Below are 18,073 nucleotides of genomic sequence, written 5' to 3'. Positions count from 1 at the left end.
ACATATATGCAAATATATAGATTAAAAAACATCAAAAACAAATTTTAATATAATTATGTATTACATATTATTGATTTTTATTAATTATCTTTGTCTAAAGGCGCCTAATGCGTCATAAATTACATATGGAATCAAACTCTTCACTCATAGATCATCTTAACACGCTCGATACCTCTTCCTTAGTAGACCGTGCAGAGAAAGAGATTATCAATCTCTTTGTAAACCAAGGTTTAAAAGTTGGGGATGCATTGCCCAAGGAAATCGAATTAGCAGAAACACTTGGCGTAAGCCGTACAGTTGTTCGTGAAGCGATGCTGAGATTGCGTATGGTTGGATTAGTAGACTCCAAGAAACATCGGGGTGCGGTGCTCACGAGTCCTGATCTTATAAAGCCATTGCGGAAATCCCTTTATCCTACGATTATGGGGAATAAGACTTTACAGGATCTTTTTGAAATGCGTATGATTTTAGAGGTGGGCATGGCCGATATATTATTTGAACATATACAGGAAAAAGATATTGAGGAGCTGGAAGCTATCGTAGCAAAAGAACCCGTCAATGCAGATAATACAATTTTTGATATTGAAACAGAAGTTGCCTTCCATGGAAAGCTCTATGAAATAACCGGTAATACTATTCTCAAAGATTTCCAGAACATGTTATTACCTGTTTTTCAATATGTACACATTAGTGGCTTATTAACCAGTCCGAGTGAATCAAAAAGTTTTATCTCACACCGCGGATTAGTGGATATACTGAAAGTTGGCAATGCTGAGGTTTTTCGCAATGCGATGCGCAAGCATCTGGATAACCATTACCAAAGGCTTTTTCTATATAAAAAATCTGTTGGATAAACTACTTTCTTCCTATTTTAAGAAATAAGAGATCCATCTACGGATACCTCAGTATAGGCTATGGTTTTTTATTAAATTATTTTATGTAATACATAATAATCATTACCTTTATGAGGTAACCCTAACCCTTATAAATCTGTCAATGCTGAAAAAACTCTTATTCACTTTACTTACGCTGTCATTGTATAAATATGCTCCAGCGCAGAAAAGACCCAATATCCTTATTATTATATCGGACGACCACGCCTATCAAGCGATTGGCGCCTATGGTTCCGAATACGGAAAAACACCACAGATAGACCGCATAGCAGATCAGGGGGCTATATTTAAAAATGCATTTGTCAACAATTCCATCTGTGGTCCATCCCGCGCAACGTTGTTAACCGGTAAATACAGCCATAAAAATGGGTTTAAGGACAATGAAACCTCTGAATTCGACTTTAGTCAGGACCTTTTTGTCAAGCAGCTGCAAAATGTAGGTTACAATACGGCTTGGGTAGGTAAAATCCATCTAGGCGACAAATTACAGGGGTTCAATTATTATGATATCCTGGTAGGTCAAGGCACCTATTTCAATCCGGATTTTATTAGTAAACAGGGACGTAACCGTACCGAAGGCTATGTATCTGATATCGTAACCGAAAAAGCGATTAACTGGTTGGATACGGTAGATTCCAACAGACCCTTTTGTTTGGTCATCGGCCATAAAGCAACTCATCGAACATGGATGCCAGACCCGAAGGATTTCGGCACTTATGACAGCATCAGCTTTGATCTACCATCAACTTTCTACGACAACTACGACACCCGCGACGCAGCCAAGCAACAAGAAATGTCAATCGACAAGGATATGAAAATGGGTTATGATCTCAAGATGTTCAACTCATTGGAAGATATGATGACTGATGATAATTTTAAACGAATGGATCAAGCACAAAAAGACAGTTACACTATCTATTACCGACCAATTTACGAACAGCTAAAACAACGTCACCTGACGGGCAAACAGCTTGCTGAGTGGAAGTTTAAGCGTTACATGATAGACTATCTCAATACTGCACAGTCTATGGATCGCAATATTGGTAAAGTATTGGATTATCTGGACCAAAAATCGCTCAGTGAAAATACAATCGTTATCTACCTATCAGATCAAGGGTTTTATATGGGTGAACATGGCTGGTTTGATAAACGCTGGATGTATGAAGAATCGTTTCGTACACCAATGGTCATGCGATACCCAACATTATTGCGCGCACATTCAACCATCGATGCTAAAGTTGTCAACGCCGATATCGCCCCCACTTTGTTGGAACTCGCATCTGTTAAAAAACCGAAAGATATGCAAGGAGAATCCTTTGTTCACGTGCTAAAAAATACAAAAGAAGAGCACCGCAAAGACCTATTTTATCATTATTTTGAAAATGGAGAACACGCTGTGAGTCCTCATTTTGGCGTCCGGGATGATCGGTATAAACTGATCCGCTATTACAAACGTGTCGAAAACTGGGAACTTTTCGATCTTGAAAAAGATCCCCATGAGCTCCACAATGTATACCGGGATCCAGCTTATAAAAGTGTTCTCAAAATGATGAAAAAGAAACTTGTCACACAGATGCGTAAATTTGATGATAAAGAGGCCGAAGCGATTTATAAGGTAAACATCGATCATTAAACAAGAACAGGGTATCTCGTTGATGGATACCCGTTCTTGTTTTGGAACTTTTTCTCCCCCTTGAGAAGCAAGAGATTGGCCACTTCATCCCGCTGCATTATGGGTTATCCATAGTTGAAGGGGCATATGAATACAATTTTAACATGAATCAGGTAGAAGCTTCTCACTACCCAAGCTAGCCATAGAGATACTTTAGGAATACTTAGTCAATACTTAATCCATACGTAGCCTATACAATAATGGTACTTCGCTGGTGTTCAATCATTATACTGAATGTATTTTCCATGCCTATGAATTCGGTTCAAGCATTCTGACCTTTTTATTACAAAAATTCGAAAAATAAAGTATAGTTATCAGGTGGATTTTATATATTTGCATTAACTTTTTTTAACACATGAAACTAAACTATCTACCAATGCTTGAAAAACGAATGTCACAAGGAGATGTTTTCCAGGTAATTATTAAATGTCTCCGATAACCCTTCCAACCAGACAATAATAACTCATTATTAATTATTTAATATGGCAAAAAATAACATAGATTTTGTCGTAATGGCTGCGCTTTGTTTAAGCTCTAGCACACTATACGCACAATCCACCATAAAAGGTAAAGTAGTCGATAATAACAATAATCCTATTCAGGGCGCGACTATTACAGAAACAATAAGCAAAAAACAGGTGCAAACGGATACAAATGGTCTATTTGAATTATCTTCAAACGGAAGTTCCATCAGTATCCAAGTTCAATTTATTGGTTTTGATTCTAAAACTGTTCAAACCAATCCGGGTGGACTTACCACTATTCAACTTTCACCGACAAGTTCCCAACTAGATGAAGTTGTTGTAACAGCCCTAGGTATTTCTCGTGAAAAGAAATCATTAGGATATGCAGTCCAAGAAGTCAAATCTGTTGAACTTCAAACTCGTCCCACTAATGCGCTCAGTGCACTCTCTGGAAAAGTTGCTGGTCTTCAAGTGACTACATCCGGCGGTAACATGGGCGGATCATCTCATGTTTTGCTTCGAGGTATAAATTCAATTGCGGGCAATAACCAACCGTTGTATGTTGTTGATGGCACTCCAATTGACAACACCGATTTAAACTCTTCATCTACAATCAATGGTAGCGCAGGTAAAGATGTTGGTAATATGATACAAGATATCAATCCTGACGATATCGATAACATCTCCGTATTAAAGGGTCCGTCAGCTGCCGCCTTGTATGGTTCCAGAGCTGCTAATGGTGTTATATTAATTACCACAAAGCGTGCATCAAAGGGGGAGAAGATAGATATATCGTTAAATACCGGCGTTGATTTTGAAAACATTGTCCGACTTCCAAAAAGACAACATTTATACGGTCAGGGTTACTCCACTGTTTTTCAAACTCAAAATATCAATGGCACAGACTATAAAATTGTAGACTATGCTGCAGATGAAAGCTGGGGACCCAAACTCGACGGTACACCTGTCCTACAGTGGTATAATTTAAACCCTGAAGACGAAGCCAATTATCTTAATCCATCGCCATGGCTTTATCCAAAAAATGATGTAAGCTATTTCTTTCGGACTGGTGTAGCGAATACCAATAATTTCGCTATCGCCGGAAATAGTGGAAATACAAATTACCGATTTTCCTATACCAACAAAAATGTAAAAGGAACAACTCCGAATTCTAGCTTAGGTCGTAATACGTTTAACTTTTCGGGAGGCACACAGCTAGGCAAATTGAAAATTAATTCTAATTTTAACTACATCCGTAACGCATCTATAGGCCGCCCATGGACAGGTGCATCCAACAGAAATATTATTCTCGAGGCATTCCAATGGGGAGCAGTGCAAGTGGATTACAAAATATTGGAAAATTACAAGCGTGAGGATGGAACTCCCTTAGCTTGGAACCGTACAGGCTGGCAAAATATACCAACAGATGAAGCTACACGTTTTATTGACAACCCATATTGGTCAGCTTATGAATCATATATGGAGGATAACAGAGATCGCTTTTATGGTAATATTGGATTACAATATGATTTGAACAGCTGGCTTTCCTTAGGAGCTAAAGTACATGGCGATATTTATTCGTTTCAATCCCAGGACCGCATCGCTGTATACTCTCGCAGCGCTTCACAATATGAAGAGACAAGTAATAAACTGAACGAATACAATTACGAATTTTTAGCTACTGCCAAAAAAAATTGGAATCAATTCTCTCTGGTTGGAAATATCGGAGCCAATCTTCGTGATCAACAGCGCAAGCAAGACTACGCCATTACACAGGGTGGTCTGATTATTCCAAATTATTATAATTTAAAAAATGCCAATTCAGTCAAAATTGACAACTTTAAATATCACAGACGCATTGCATCTGTCTATGGAAGCTTTTCTTTGGGCTATAATGATTTGCTATACTTGGATGGAACAGTGCGCAATGACTGGTCTTCAACATTACCAACAGATAACAACTCATTTATATATCCGTCCTTAACAAGTAGTTTTGTTTTCAGCCAATTAGAAGCATTTAAACAATTGGATTGGCTAAGTTTCGGAAAGATACGTTTGGGATGGGCTCAAGTTGGGAATGACACAGATCCTTATCAACTGTATAAGGTCTATGAACCGGAGCAATCGTATGAAGGACAAGCTTCCTATGGCCTGCCGAGCATTAAACCAAATGCTAATTTAAAACCCGAAATTACCAGCTCTTGGGAAACAGGTCTGAACTTGCAATTGTTCAAAAATCGTTTAGGATTTGATATAACCTACTACAACAATAATTCAAGAAATCAAATCCTTCCTGTCCCTGTATCTTCGTCTTTTGGATACGCAAGCAAAGTATTTAATGCTGGAAAAATTAATAATAAAGGTCTTGAAATTGTTCTTAATGGTACACCAATCAAAAATGAAAACTTCACTTGGGATGCCACAATTAACTGGGCCAAAAACAAAAATAAAGTAATCAAATTAGACGATCAGGTAAATACATTGAGTTTAAGTAATTCGTTAGTTGAATTAGTAGCACGTGAAGGCGAATCTTATGGACAATTTTTAGGCTATGACTTTGTGTACGCTGCAAATGGACAACGCATTGTGCAAGCAGATGGAACTTACATGAAAACCTCACAATTGGTTCCTTTAGGTTCCATTCTGCCTGATTTCACCTTTGGTATCCAAAACAGCTTCCGCTACAAGAACTTTAGCTTAGGATTTTTGGTCTCAGGTCGCGTTGGTGGAAAATTCTTCTCCCAAACCTATAAAGTTGGTATGTATTCCGGCATCTTGGACAAAACTGCGGCCAATAACATTCGTGAAACAGGTGCTGTGTTGGATGGTGTCAAAGGCGATGTGACATTCCACAGCGATGGTACATATACCGTTGAGAACGTTCAACAAAACACGACCAATATCACAGCACAGCAATGGGCGCGCAATGAGTACAATGGCCCAACGACATTTTCAATCTTCGATGCAACATATGTAAAATTAAGAGAAGTAACCTTGGGTTATAATTTTAAATTAACAAATTCAAAAATTGTTAAAAACATTGGCGTCAATGCATATGGACGTAACCTTTGGAATATCTATACCAAAAGTAAATACATCGACCCTGAATTCACATCTAGCGGTGGTAATGTACAAGGCATCGAAGGCGGAGCAATTCCGTTGCCAGTTACCTATGGTTTTAATGTGAATCTAAAATTCTAAAAAAATGAAAATATTAAATATACTATATACAACAGTAATTGGAATTTCCCTTGTTGCATCTTCATGTTCCAAGTCTAAGTTTGCTGATATTAATACCGATCCCAATCGTCCAGCTTCGGTCCCCACGCCCACCTTATTGGTTACAGCTGAAAAACAATTGGTCAATGCGCTACGTAGCGAGGAGGTAAGTCTTCGCGGTGCACAACTGTTTGCGCAGTATTTCAGCCAAAATATCTATAGTGATCAGTCCCGCTACCAGATACCGACGGCTTATTCTGATAACTACTGGACTGCAACATACAAATCCCTGAACAACTTAAATGATATTATCAAACTCAATACCAACGAAAGCACCAAAGCGATCGCAGCGGCAGGAACAGCTGGCACCAATGCTAATCAGATCGCGATTGTAAGAATTCTTAAATCTTATGCATTTCAATCGTTGACCGATGTATTTGGAAATATTCCTTATGAGTCTTACGGAAATAAAGATCCTGATTTTGAAGCCTTACAACAAGATCCTGACAACTTAACCCCCAAATATGCAAGTCAAGAGAAAATCTATAAAGATATTCTCAACGAACTACAGCAAGCCGCAGATACGCTTCTTAAATCCCCAACTGTTAAGACTTTTGGATCCGCAGATATTATCTACCAAGGATATAATGCTAGCTGGGCAAAATTTGCCAATTCACTACGATTGCGGGTAGCCAATCGCATTAAATCAAAGGATGCGGCTTTGGCAGCCACACATATTGCCGATGCGATCGCAAAAGGAGTCTTCACTTCCAATAATGACAATGCAGTATTTAAATACTCGAAGACCTCACCCAATGAAGCTCCACTTTTCCGGGCCACCGTGACGGCCAACCGGAAAGATTTTGCCGTTTCAAATGTACTTATTGAAACCCTTCAAGGTACACGCGGTCCCTTTAAAATTGCAGACCCGCGCTTGTCTAAATTCGCAAAACCAACATCATCAGGAAATACCTATTTCGGCCAGCCATACGGACTGCCCTTATCTGCCGGAAATCTCTTCCCGGTAGATAAAATATCTTTACCTGGTGACGCGATTAATGCGGCTGACTATGGCGAAGTCCTTCTGGAATACGCCGAAGTAACATTTATCTTAGCAGAAAACAACAATTGGGATCAAGCTAATTATGAGAAAGGTACCAGAGCTTCCCTGGAAAAATGGGGGGTATCGCAAGAGGATATTAATGGCTACATCAGCAAACTTCCAACCGCCACCAAAGAGCATGTACTCTCTCAAAAATATCTGGCACTTTTCAATCAAAGCATAGAAGCTTGGTCAGAAATCAGAAGAACAGGCTATCCATTATTTCTCATAAAAAAAGGAGATGTTACTTGGAGCGGAACTGTCGATGGCAAACCGGTCACCTATACCTTTAATCCCGAAGTTGGAGAAGCCATACCAAGTCGTTTGGTATATCCACTAAAGGAACAAAGTACAAATAAATCAAATTATCAAGCAGCCCTTGCACAACAAGGAGATGATGTGATCAACACCAAAGTATGGTGGAATAAATAAAAAAGTATTTTTTAACCGTTCGAACACCTGAAGTTTAAGATTTCAGGTGTTTTTTTTTCCATTTATTTCATAACTTCGTAAAGACCATTAAGAAGTAATCCCATGGATGACCAAACATTAGATAAAATCGACCAATTGAGTGAAGAAGGCAATGCCTTTTGCGACGAAGAGAATTTTCGTGAAGCGATTAGGGTATGGACTGAAGCACTCAATCTAATCCCTAGCCCACAAAATGTCCACGCTGAAAGTCTTTGGCTCGAAGCCTCTATTGGGGATGCTTATTTCTTGGAGGACGACTTCGAAAATGCACTTACCCACTTTGAAAATGCCAAGAGCAATATCATAGAAAATGCTTATGAAAATCCATTTATCATGCTACGGTTAGGGCAGTGTTACCTCGAAACAGCGAATACCGAATCTGCACAAGAATATCTGCTCCGAGCATATATGATGGAAGGAAAGGAAATTTTTGAAGAGGAATCACCAAGCTATTTTCGTTTTTTAGCTGATAATGTCGAATTAGATTAATCAATTGCATCTGCTACCTCCATGGGTAAATCAGATTCAAGAATAGATGCTCCCTCGGCAAATATGGCCCGATATTTTTGCTGCCGTTCATCCTTTCTCGTCAGCTTGTCGTAGGTAGAAGCTGACGAAATCATGCACATGACTCCCTTTTCATTAAAAAAGCGGTACATTTCTGCATTCGATTCTTTTAGCTCAGGGCCTATATAGACAATCATCCTGTCATAGGGTAATCCCGAAGCTTTAAATTCAGCTAAGGCTGACTGATCTTTGATATGCATAGACATATACTGATCCGGATTCTGAGCCAAATAGTAGGCCGCCTGCTCAACATTATGTACGGTTACCCAAACCCAACAATAAGCATTGTATTTTCGCAACATAGCTGCGGTTGCCGACAGCGGTAGATCTTTCTTATCGAGATTTAAAATGGTTTTTCCCTTTGCCCATTCAATAACTTCATCTAGGGTATTTATAGGATAATCGGTAATATTTCCAGCATGATCTTTCAGACGAAGTTTACGCAGTTCAGCCCAAGTATAATCTGATACTTTTCCTGTCCCATTAGTCACCCGTTCCAAGTTTGCATCATGGAGCAGTACCGCAACACTATCTTTCGTATAGCGCGGATCTATTTCAAAAATTGCCGGAGTTTTTCGTAACACGGCCTCAAATGCCGCAATAGAATTTTCAGGAAGGCCATTTTCTATCGTTCCACGGTGACCGCTGATGATTTTTTTTCCTTTGACATATCTAAAATACGCACGCATGGCTTCTACAGATTCGAACTTCAATCCATGATTGCTTTGCGCTAAAACGTTAGCATATGATAAACCAGAGAAAAATAATAATAGAAATACAGAAATCGTTTTTAACTGTATAAAATTGTATTCTGAAGCTGCCATCGACCTATGTGATTATAGAAATATGAAGTGCTAAAATAACCATCCTATATCAATAAATTGTAAACAAAATATATACTCAAAATAAAGAAAAGAAAATAGACTACTTTTTTATCCATATTCACAGTGATCAAGAAAGACGCTCTAAATTGAATTGCGATTTATCGTCGGAGATTGTGTGAGGGAAATAGCCCACTATAATAGATTAATAAGCGAAAAAAACAGCTTTTTTTAGATGAAGAAAAATTAAATATTCTATATTTGCATCAATTTATATTTGATCTAAATAAACTACCATGAAGAATAGAACACGATATACGATGTTCGCAGCAGGAACCATTGCCCTTCTCGGGACTCAGTTACATGCACAGGAGTTATCTCTCCTTGTAAAAAATATAGAAAATCAACCCGTGGCCCAAGCCAATATCAAACTCAATGGAAAAAACATTGGCTACTCAAATCAGCAGGGGCAATTTCATCTCCCTAAAGTACCGACGAATACCCCGCTTCAATTTCGTGTTTCCTATACCGGTTTCTCGCCCCTTGAAAAAATGGTGCGTTTAGATACGGTCCGTGGTCCTATCCTATTTCAGTTAAATGCAACACAGACTTTAGACGAGATCATTGTTACCGCCAGTCGTAAAGCCGAAAGTATCTCTACGGTCCCTTCCTCGGTATCCATTTTAACAACAAAAGAGATCGAAGCGCAAAGCCAGATCAGCACCAATCTTTCGACCATACTTGGCAATACAATTCCGGGGTTGGGTACAGCTACCAATAAAGCAACCAATTCAGGTCAGACTTTACGCGGGCGATCTGTATTGGTTTTAATAGATGGAATCCCACAATCTACACCATTGATGAATGGACAGCGCGATCTACGCACCATCGACCCTAGTGTTATCGAACGCGTGGAAGTAATCAAAGGAGCAACCTCCATCTATGGAAATGGCTCAGCTGGCGGGATCATCAACTACATCACACGCAAACCCGCAAAAGATTCAGCTCCTATTCAAGGAATTACCAGTCTGAGAACAACCTTCAATCCCATAAACAGTGCCGGAACGCTGGGTTATCGTGCCGTTCAAACATTGTATGGCCGAAAAAACAGCTGGGATTACACCGTTAGCGGATCAGCGGATTATGTGGGTCTTCAACGCGATGGCGATGGAACAGCGCTCGGTCAAACCGACGGTCTGTCCAACACCTATCAATACAACGCATTTCTCAAACTCGGTTATACCATCGATAGCAGCTCAAATCTATCGGCTGTGTACAATTTTTATCGAAGCAACCAGCACAATAGATACATAAGTCAAACCGGCCTTTATGGACAAACGCCAACCATCGGTGTGAAAGGCGAAGACCCGGGTAAACCAGCCGGCACTCCCTACAACCACAATGCGATGTTAACCTATACAAAAAATGATCTTTTTTCATCGACTTCATTGGTTGCATCCGCCTATTATAACACATTCCGATCCATGAATCGTTACGTGGAGAAAGCATCAGCATGGTATGGTCCAGGCCAGACACAGATCAACTCAGAGAAAAAAGGATTACGCATCAATCTCAATACGCCATTTCAAATATTGGGTTCCAACGCTGATATCACCTATGGAATTGATTTGCTGAATGATGTCACAGATCAAAATCTGACCGATGGTAGGGTTTATATTCCTTATATGAATATGCTCAATATTGCTCCCTATGCCCAGGTAAAAATTGATTTCCTCGAAAATCTAATTTTCAAAGGTGGAGTCCGTTATGAAAATGCAACAGTCAGGATCAAAGATTTTAATACCATTGCTACTGGACCCAATAATGAAGGCAGCATTGCTGTAAAAGGAGGAAAAATCCCCTACAAGGGAGCAACCTTCAATGCCGGCCTGCGGTATAATAAATATTCCTTGTTCAATCCTTTTGTGAGTTTTTCACAGGGTTTTGCAATCAATGAACTCGGCCGTATCGTCCGTCGAGCGACAGACAACGATTTGGATAGCTTAAAAACAGATCCCATTATTACCAATAACTATGAAGTTGGATTTTCCAGTAATTACAGTATTTTCCAACTATCCGCTTCCTATTACTACAGTACGTCAAAAATGGGAGTGGAACTTGTAGACATTGGCGGTTATCTCATGCCACAACGCCTTCCTGAAGATGTCTATGGATATGAAGTAGCCTTAAGTGCCAATATCAGTCCACAACTCACTATAGGTGGAACATACGCCTATGTAGAAGGAAAATCAAAGAAAGATGATGGTACAAAATCTTACCTCAACGGCTCACGCATTGCTCCGGTCAAGGCTACGGGATACATCTATTATACGCCGATTAAGCCATTGACCTTTCAACTGTTCTGGGTGCATACCGGTGCTCGCGATCGTTTCATGCCAAACGAAAAAGGCACTTACAAAAACAGCGAGGGACCGGTTAAAGCTGTCGATTTATTCAATTTAAACGGTAATTATCAGATCAACAGACAGTGGTCATTGGGATTGGGTATAGAAAATCTCTTCAATAAAAATTACTATCCGGTCGTAAGTCAATATCGCGCATTAAATGAGGAATATGTGAAAGGCCAAGGAATGCTTGCGTCCTTTAATATCAATTACAAATTTTAAATGATCAAGTCTAGCATCCTCTGGTTACATAAATGGCTCGGGATTATCACAGGGATTGTCGTATTTATCCTGAGCCTAACGGGATGTATATATACCTTTCAGGATGAGCTCAAACTATGGGCTTATCCTGAAAGGTACTATATAACGCAGGCAGATACTGCTACCGCTCCCCTACCGCTAAGTACATTATTGAGCAATGCCCAAAGCAGTCTTGAAAAGGATCAGAAAATCACCCGCGTCGACCTCTATCCTGCCAAAGATCGAACCTGGATATTCCGTGCCATAAAGACAGACGAAGAAGCTTTTGGGCATTGGAATTACTTTCGGTATTATAAACGGATATTTATTAATCCTTATACCGGTCAGGTTCAAGAGATTGAAAACACAAAAACAGAGTTCTTTCAGCTCGTTTTACAGCTTCATCTCAACTTGCTATTGGGCAAAAAATATGGCCATGCCTTAGTAAGTTGGTCCACAGCGCTATTTATTGTCATTCTATTAAGCGGGATCGTATTGTGGTGGCCGAAAAAATGGAAAGGAAAAAATCTCCGCAGGAGCTTTTGGGTAGACACGAAGGTTAAATGGAAGCGCCTAAATCACGATCTGCACAATGTGATTGGTTTTTATAGCCTTTTTATTGCACTGGCTTTTGCGATTACAGGTTTGGCTTTTGCATTTCCGGGATTCAAAAAGACATATATCGCTACATTCAATCTTTTTCAACAGGAAGCGGCATCTACAGCTCTACCGGTCCCAACACCGATCCCTCTAGCTTACGAAAAATTTCAGGACAATGCACTCTACTATAGCCTCAAAAACTATCCGCAAGCCGAAATGTTTTCCATCCGATTAAGAAAAGACACTGCTCAGGAAATGGATATCCAGATCAGAAGATATGAAAACCGAAGCGGTGTTTTTGACTGGCTCTATTTTGACAAAAAACAAGCTGCCTTAAAACAAATCAAATCCGATGAAAATTTACGACTGGGCGATCAGCTTGGTACACTCAATTATGACATTCATACCGGTAGCATCGGTGGTTTAACAACAAAGATTATTGCGTTTACTATAAGTCTTTTTTGTGCTTCCCTGCCAATCACAGGGTATATTATCTGGCTGAACAAAAGCAAGAAAGCAAAAAAGAGGAAAAGGTTATCAACACTATGTTAACAAGTAGTGTTAATAACTAGATTTTTTGTTTTAAACAGGTTACTAACAGAGTTATCAACATAATGTGGAAAAATGTACACCGACAGCTCCACAGAGTTAACCCCGGGATTTACACATAAAAAAAACAGGCATACAAAAATATGCCTGTTTTTTTTATGTGTAATCCAGCAATGGATCGACTTCTTATAAATTTGGATTTTGTTCGTATTCCGTATTTGGAATGGCAAATAAGTAATATGGACTATTATTCACAAAATTAGAACCATCAGGGAACTTGACTACCCGATGCCCTTGACCATCGACCAATTTTGTTTTTCCTTCTTCATCAACCACCTGCACCTGTATTGGTTCTCCTTTATCGTTTAAAAAAGCTTTACGTGTCACCTTACCTTGGGTACGAATAATATCAGATAATGCAAACCCCTCACCCCAAAGTTCCTTTCTACGTTCAATCAAAATCTCTGTGATCAGTTTTGTATTATCGCTTCCTTCAAACAACTTCGCATTCCGTGCTTTTCGCAGCTTATTCAAAGCAGCGACCGCCTTTTCTGTTTCTCCTGCCCTCGCATAACCTTCAGCCTCAATTAGGAGCATTTCAGCTGAACGCATATACACGATATCCCCTATTTGATTTGTCTTCATTTTAAACTTCTTATAGCGTAAAAAACCCTCTCTACCTTTCAGACCATCCCACTCAAATAGCGCGTATCGGACATCATCTTTATCAAATAGGTTCTCAAAATAAGGATCAGCCATAAAACTATAATAATAAGAAGCAGAAGACGAAACGTCGATGTAATGAAACGTATAACTAGCCGTATTCTGCTCGGTAGTTTGCAAATGCCCCCATAGCCATTCCGAATTCTGCGCATCGTTAAATCCAGCCTGATAATCCGACGCACTCATTAGGTTGTGTCCCACCGCAGCTTTATTTGCATATTCTGCCGCTAATTTCCATTCACCGATCTGCAAATAAGTCCTGGCAAGAAGACCATAAACAACGTCTATACTGATCTGATATTTTTCCACATTTGTTGCTGAAGCCAATAGCACTTCACTGTCTTTTAAATCTTTCAGAATCTGTTGATACAGTTCTTCCAGGCTTGCCCTAGGCTTACCTTTTGTTTGCAGGGTACTCGGCTCAGTATAAATCGGTACTGATTTTGCGCTTTTATCTTTTAGGTAACTAAACTGATAGAATGAAGCCAGATTAAGATAAATAAATGCACGCAAAGCCTTCGCTTGCCCCTTTAGGAAGTTTTTATCTGCAACCTCCCCAGTCACCCCATCCACTTTCGAGATCACATTATTGGTATTGTCAATTACTTTATAAAATAAAGTCCAAAAAGATGATACCCGATAGGACCGGCGGTTATCTAATTCCGTAAAGCCGTATGCATCGCGGTAACCATATTTGGTTGTCACCGCCACATCGCTCCCCATGGCATCACTTGTACGCATTACGGATGTATACCCCGGATTAGCATAAGTAAAATAGGTATCATTTAAGTATTTCCATGTACCGTTGACAACCGTTGCCACACCGCGCGTATCTTTATAAATCTGCTCTTCGGTTACAGATGTGGTAGGCACCGTATCAAGCTTATCTTTACAAGAAGTATTGATAAAGGAAAGCCCTAAAAGCATATAGACAAGTTTTATTTTTGTGATTTTCATAATATTATTTACTTTAAGCATTCAACTGATTTAAAACACAAGCTGTATACCACCTGAGATTGTACGCATCGCCGGATAGCGGAAATATGTATTACCATTTACCGTCTGCTCGGGATCCATACCTTTGTGACCATAAAATGTCAAAAGATTTTCAGCTGTAGCAAAAACACGTATTTTATCTATATTGATCCGCTTCAATAAGGCTCCTGGTAGACTATAACCGAGGCTTACGTTTTTGAGCCGCGCATAGGTTCCGCTATATAAAAAACGTGTGGATGCTGAAGTCCAGTTTGTAGCATCTGTCGTTAGTTTAGGAACATCTGTTTGTGTATTTTCCGGTGTCCAGTGATTTAATATTTCTTTCGACCAGGCACGGCCGGCATTATTACCATTATGCATTAATTGAATGTAGTCATTATCCAGTATTTGACCTCCAAGGCTAAAGCTTAATAACGCAGACAGGTCGAAATTTTTGTAAGTAAAACTGTTCTGAAGTCCTCCTACGAGATCCGGGAGTGAGCTCCCGGCAACAAAGCTGCCCGCATCGCTGTATTTAGAAGTTTTCTCGCCGGTATTATTACCATCTTTATCAGCGAGATACCATTGCGGCAATCCATTTTGGGGGTTCACACCAGCCCATTCAGGCATATAGAAATCGAAGACACTCCCCCCTACGCGAAGAATTTTAGTGCCACTGATAATTGCCTTCGTATTATCCGGAAGAGACGTAACTTTATTTTTATAATGAGAGAAATTGAGATCCAGATTCCATCTAAAATTATCATTTTTAACAGGTATCGTATGGATATCCACATCTATACCGGTATTTTTCACGGCACCTATGTTCGCGTCGTAGCCAACATATCCTGTTGACGAAGCCATTGGCATTGTAAACAGTAAATCCTTACTTCTTCTGTCAAAATATTCTACGGTCAAAGAAACCCTATCCTGGAAAGCCGAAACATCCACGCCCACATTTAAATTCAGATTAGTTTCCCATTTCAGATCCGGGGTTGCCAATCTACCTGTATAGGTCCCTCCCTTGCCAAGACTATTGGCAATCGTATAAAGTCCCTGATAGGCATAATAAGTTCCCAGATTATCATTCCCTTGACCACCGTAACTCGCACGGAGCGTCAATTGACTAATTGTGCCATTATCTTTTAAGAAATCTTCTTGCTTCAATTTCCACGATCCCCCGACAGACCAAAATGTTCCCCAGCGCTTCTCTGGGCTAAATCTTGAAGAGCCATCTGTCCGTAATGAACCGGAGAAATAATATTTGTTATCATAATTATATTCCAGACGCCCCAGAAAACTCAATAGTCTATAGTCAACACTTGAGCCAGTAAAACCATCCAATTGCGAAGCTGCAACCGGTTCATAGAATCCCGGCAATACAAAATAACTACGGTTACCGCTAATATTGCTACTATTAAAGGCATAATATTCCTGTCCCGCTAATACATTAAGGTGATGTAAGCCAAACTGCTTCTCATAGGTCAATATATTATTCCAGGTTTGTCCTACCGTCCGTACGCTTGATCGCCCCACAGAACCAAAAGTTTCGGCACTAAATCCATATAGAGGGTTTTCGTAATCGTGTGTATTGGAATTGATATAATCCAGACTATAGGTAGATTTCAATTTCAGATTCTCTGTTAACAGAGCTTCCAGATAGGCCCTTGCAGAAATATTTTCCCTACGAATATCATTCTTATCCAATGGTAAAGTGGCTGCTAAATTGTTACGCGGTGAGGCAGCACTAGGTCTATATGCGCCAAAATCATACACTCTTTTTCCATTCTCTTCCACATAAGATCCATCGTCATTACGTTCATAATACGGATAAAAAGAAGGAACCAGTCGTGAAAAGTTAATTATATTAGCCGTATTACTGTCTTCCGATTGCGGATACTTCTGTAACGTGCTGCTCCCTGCTATATTTACACCGGCATTCAACCAGGATTTAACTTTGCTATCGATATTCGCCCGCAGATTATAACGTTTAAACCCGGACTCAATAGCCATCCCTTGGTCATTAAGATAACCTCCCGAAATATAATAGGTGTTTTTTTCACCTCCACCACTAAAACTTAAATCACCTTGGGTACGCACACCAGTCCGTTGTAATACATCTTTCCAGGGATCGTCCCATAGCGTTTTGGCTCCCGGAACCAGTTTACCATCTAGACCTACCGGTTGCGGAAATTGACTACCATAGGGATTCTTCTTCAAATCGACCAATAAAGTCCTGCTCGCATTGGCAGCTGCCTGTGAAGCACTCAAACCATTGCTCAAATTTTTATTTCGCAGGGCCTCCCAGTACAACTGGAAGTATTCGTCTGTCGTCACTTGTTCGTAATCGCTGACAGCGCGACCCGAATATCCCTGTGTGAAATTAAGATTGATTTTTGTATCACCCGAACTTTTACCAGATTTAGTCGTAATAATGATAACGCCGTTTGCCCCACGTGAACCATAGAGCGCGCTGGAAGCCGCATCCTTTAAAACCGATATGGACTGTACGTCATTTGGATTTATGGAACTGATATCCCCAGCATAAGGATTGCCGTCCAATACAATCAACGGAGAACTTGATGCGTTGATGGAACCAATTCCGCGAATACGAATTGTCGCATCCGTCCCCGGCTGACCAGACGAAGCAACAGATTGCAAACCGGGAACCTGACCTTCTAATGCTTTAGAGATGCTTGAAACCTGTCTATTCTCAATTGCTTTACTGCTCACGGTGCTAACCGAACCGGTAATATTGGATCGTTTGGATGTACCATAAGCCACTACAACTACTTCCTCTAGGTCTGTACTAGAAGGTTTCAGCGCCAAAGAAATATTCGTTCCTGCGGCTCGCACCTGTTGCGATTCGTAGCCTATAAATGAAAATTCCAAAAGAGGAACATCTTTAGCAGTGGTGCTAATGGTAAATTCACCTTTCACATCAGTTAGTGTTACCTTATTTTGATCTGACACACGTACACTTACGCCAGCTAGCGCCTGTCCCGTAGTCGCATCAGTAACTCTTCCCTGGATGGAACGTTGCTGTGCATACAATTTATTCATATTGGCACTAGACAATGCTACCGCTACAATAGGAATGTATTTAAATGTTGAGTGCATATAAAGAATATTTTAATAAATTAGTTAAGTATTGTAAATATATAGAAAAAATAAATAAATATAGTGTAATTATTCAAGCAAATAGCTTACTTTATTGCGCATTTTTAAAAATCTACTAAATTGATAGATTTTATCAGAGCGCAAATATAATACAATCTATACTATTTTACTATACATTTTTAATAAAAAAATAAATCATTAAAAATCAATAGATTATAAAAACAAATTATGACAATAAATTGATAGTAAGCA

General features: G+C 39.7%; 10 protein-coding genes. 7 read left to right on the top strand and 3 right to left on the bottom strand.

The genetic code is table 11. From position 1 onward, the window contains the following. Positions 1 to 107 precede the first annotated feature (107 nt). The 5 genes from HMAT_RS17865 to HMAT_RS17845 all read left to right on the top strand — a co-directional run bounded on the left by HMAT_RS17865 (position 108) and on the right by HMAT_RS17845 (position 8,310). A complete protein-coding gene (locus HMAT_RS17865) occupies positions 108 to 854 on the top strand; it encodes a FadR/GntR family transcriptional regulator (RefSeq protein ID WP_233789435.1) in 747 nt (248 codons plus the stop codon). Between the two features lie 142 nt (positions 855 to 996). Further along, entirely contained in the window at positions 997 to 2,526 is a 1,530-nt protein-coding gene (locus HMAT_RS17860) for a sulfatase (RefSeq protein ID WP_104384217.1), read from the top strand. Between the two features lie 521 nt (positions 2,527 to 3,047). Beyond that, a complete protein-coding gene (locus HMAT_RS17855; protein ID WP_104384216.1) occupies positions 3,048 to 6,230 on the top strand; it encodes a SusC/RagA family TonB-linked outer membrane protein in 3,183 nt (1,060 codons plus the stop codon). Between the two features lie 4 nt (positions 6,231 to 6,234). Beyond that, positions 6,235 to 7,782: a SusD/RagB family nutrient-binding outer membrane lipoprotein gene (locus HMAT_RS17850; RefSeq protein ID WP_104384215.1), complete on the top strand. Its 1,548-nt coding sequence runs from the start codon at positions 6,235 to 6,237 to the stop codon at positions 7,780 to 7,782. Positions 7,783 to 7,884: 102 nt separating this feature from the next. Continuing rightward, positions 7,885 to 8,310, top strand: coding sequence for a tetratricopeptide repeat protein (locus tag HMAT_RS17845; protein WP_104384214.1), 426 nt, complete (start codon positions 7,885 to 7,887; stop codon positions 8,308 to 8,310). Here HMAT_RS17845 and HMAT_RS17840 read toward each other — a convergent pair. Further along, positions 8,307 to 9,212, bottom strand: a complete 906-nt coding sequence (locus tag HMAT_RS17840; RefSeq protein WP_104384213.1) for a glycerophosphodiester phosphodiesterase family protein — start codon at positions 9,210 to 9,212, stop codon at positions 8,307 to 8,309. The genes HMAT_RS17845 and HMAT_RS17840 overlap by 4 nt on opposite strands. 293 nt (positions 9,213 to 9,505) lie before the next feature. Here HMAT_RS17840 and HMAT_RS17835 point away from each other — a divergent pair, with 293 nt between their 5' ends. Next, complete coding sequence (locus HMAT_RS17835) at positions 9,506 to 11,836, top strand: TonB-dependent receptor (RefSeq protein ID WP_104384212.1); 2,331 nt, start codon at positions 9,506 to 9,508, stop codon at positions 11,834 to 11,836. Then, entirely contained in the window at positions 11,837 to 13,006 is a 1,170-nt protein-coding gene (locus HMAT_RS17830; protein ID WP_199768703.1) for a PepSY domain-containing protein, read from the top strand. A 183-nt stretch (positions 13,007 to 13,189) separates the two neighbouring features. Here HMAT_RS17830 and HMAT_RS17825 read toward each other — a convergent pair whose 3' ends face one another. Then, complete coding sequence (locus HMAT_RS17825; protein WP_199768702.1) at positions 13,190 to 14,683, bottom strand: RagB/SusD family nutrient uptake outer membrane protein; 1,494 nt, start codon at positions 14,681 to 14,683, stop codon at positions 13,190 to 13,192. A gap of 30 nt (positions 14,684 to 14,713) precedes the next feature. Beyond that, positions 14,714 to 17,821, bottom strand: coding sequence for a TonB-dependent receptor (locus HMAT_RS17820; RefSeq protein WP_104384211.1), 3,108 nt, complete (start codon positions 17,819 to 17,821; stop codon positions 14,714 to 14,716). Between the last annotated feature and the right edge of the window lie 252 nt (positions 17,822 to 18,073).

It is taken from the genome of Sphingobacterium sp. HMA12 (genome assembly GCF_002933815.1).
Classification (GTDB): Bacteria; Bacteroidota; Bacteroidia; order Sphingobacteriales; family Sphingobacteriaceae; genus Sphingobacterium.
The sequence above is the reverse complement of the archived record's forward strand: the minus strand, read 5'-3'. Positions and strand labels throughout refer to the sequence as shown.

What these genes read in the sequence shown, in the direction of transcription:
- HMAT_RS17865 (WP_233789435.1), top strand. Translation starts at nt 108, where the DNA reads ATGCGTCATAAATTACATATGGAATCAAACTCTTCACTCATAGATCAT.
- HMAT_RS17860 (WP_104384217.1), top strand. Translation starts at nt 997, where the DNA reads ATGCTGAAAAAACTCTTATTCACTTTACTTACGCTGTCATTGTATAAA.
- HMAT_RS17855 (WP_104384216.1), top strand. Translation starts at nt 3,048, where the DNA reads ATGGCAAAAAATAACATAGATTTTGTCGTAATGGCTGCGCTTTGTTTA.
- HMAT_RS17850 (WP_104384215.1), top strand. Translation starts at nt 6,235, where the DNA reads ATGAAAATATTAAATATACTATATACAACAGTAATTGGAATTTCCCTT.
- HMAT_RS17845 (WP_104384214.1), top strand. Translation starts at nt 7,885, where the DNA reads ATGGATGACCAAACATTAGATAAAATCGACCAATTGAGTGAAGAAGGC.
- HMAT_RS17840 (WP_104384213.1), bottom strand. Translation starts at nt 9,212, where the DNA reads ATGGCAGCTTCAGAATACAATTTTATACAGTTAAAAACGATTTCTGTA.
- HMAT_RS17835 (WP_104384212.1), top strand. Translation starts at nt 9,506, where the DNA reads ATGAAGAATAGAACACGATATACGATGTTCGCAGCAGGAACCATTGCC.
- HMAT_RS17830 (WP_199768703.1), top strand. Translation starts at nt 11,837, where the DNA reads ATGATCAAGTCTAGCATCCTCTGGTTACATAAATGGCTCGGGATTATC.
- HMAT_RS17825 (WP_199768702.1), bottom strand. Translation starts at nt 14,683, where the DNA reads ATGAAAATCACAAAAATAAAACTTGTCTATATGCTTTTAGGGCTTTCC.
- HMAT_RS17820 (WP_104384211.1), bottom strand. Translation starts at nt 17,821, where the DNA reads ATGCACTCAACATTTAAATACATTCCTATTGTAGCGGTAGCATTGTCT.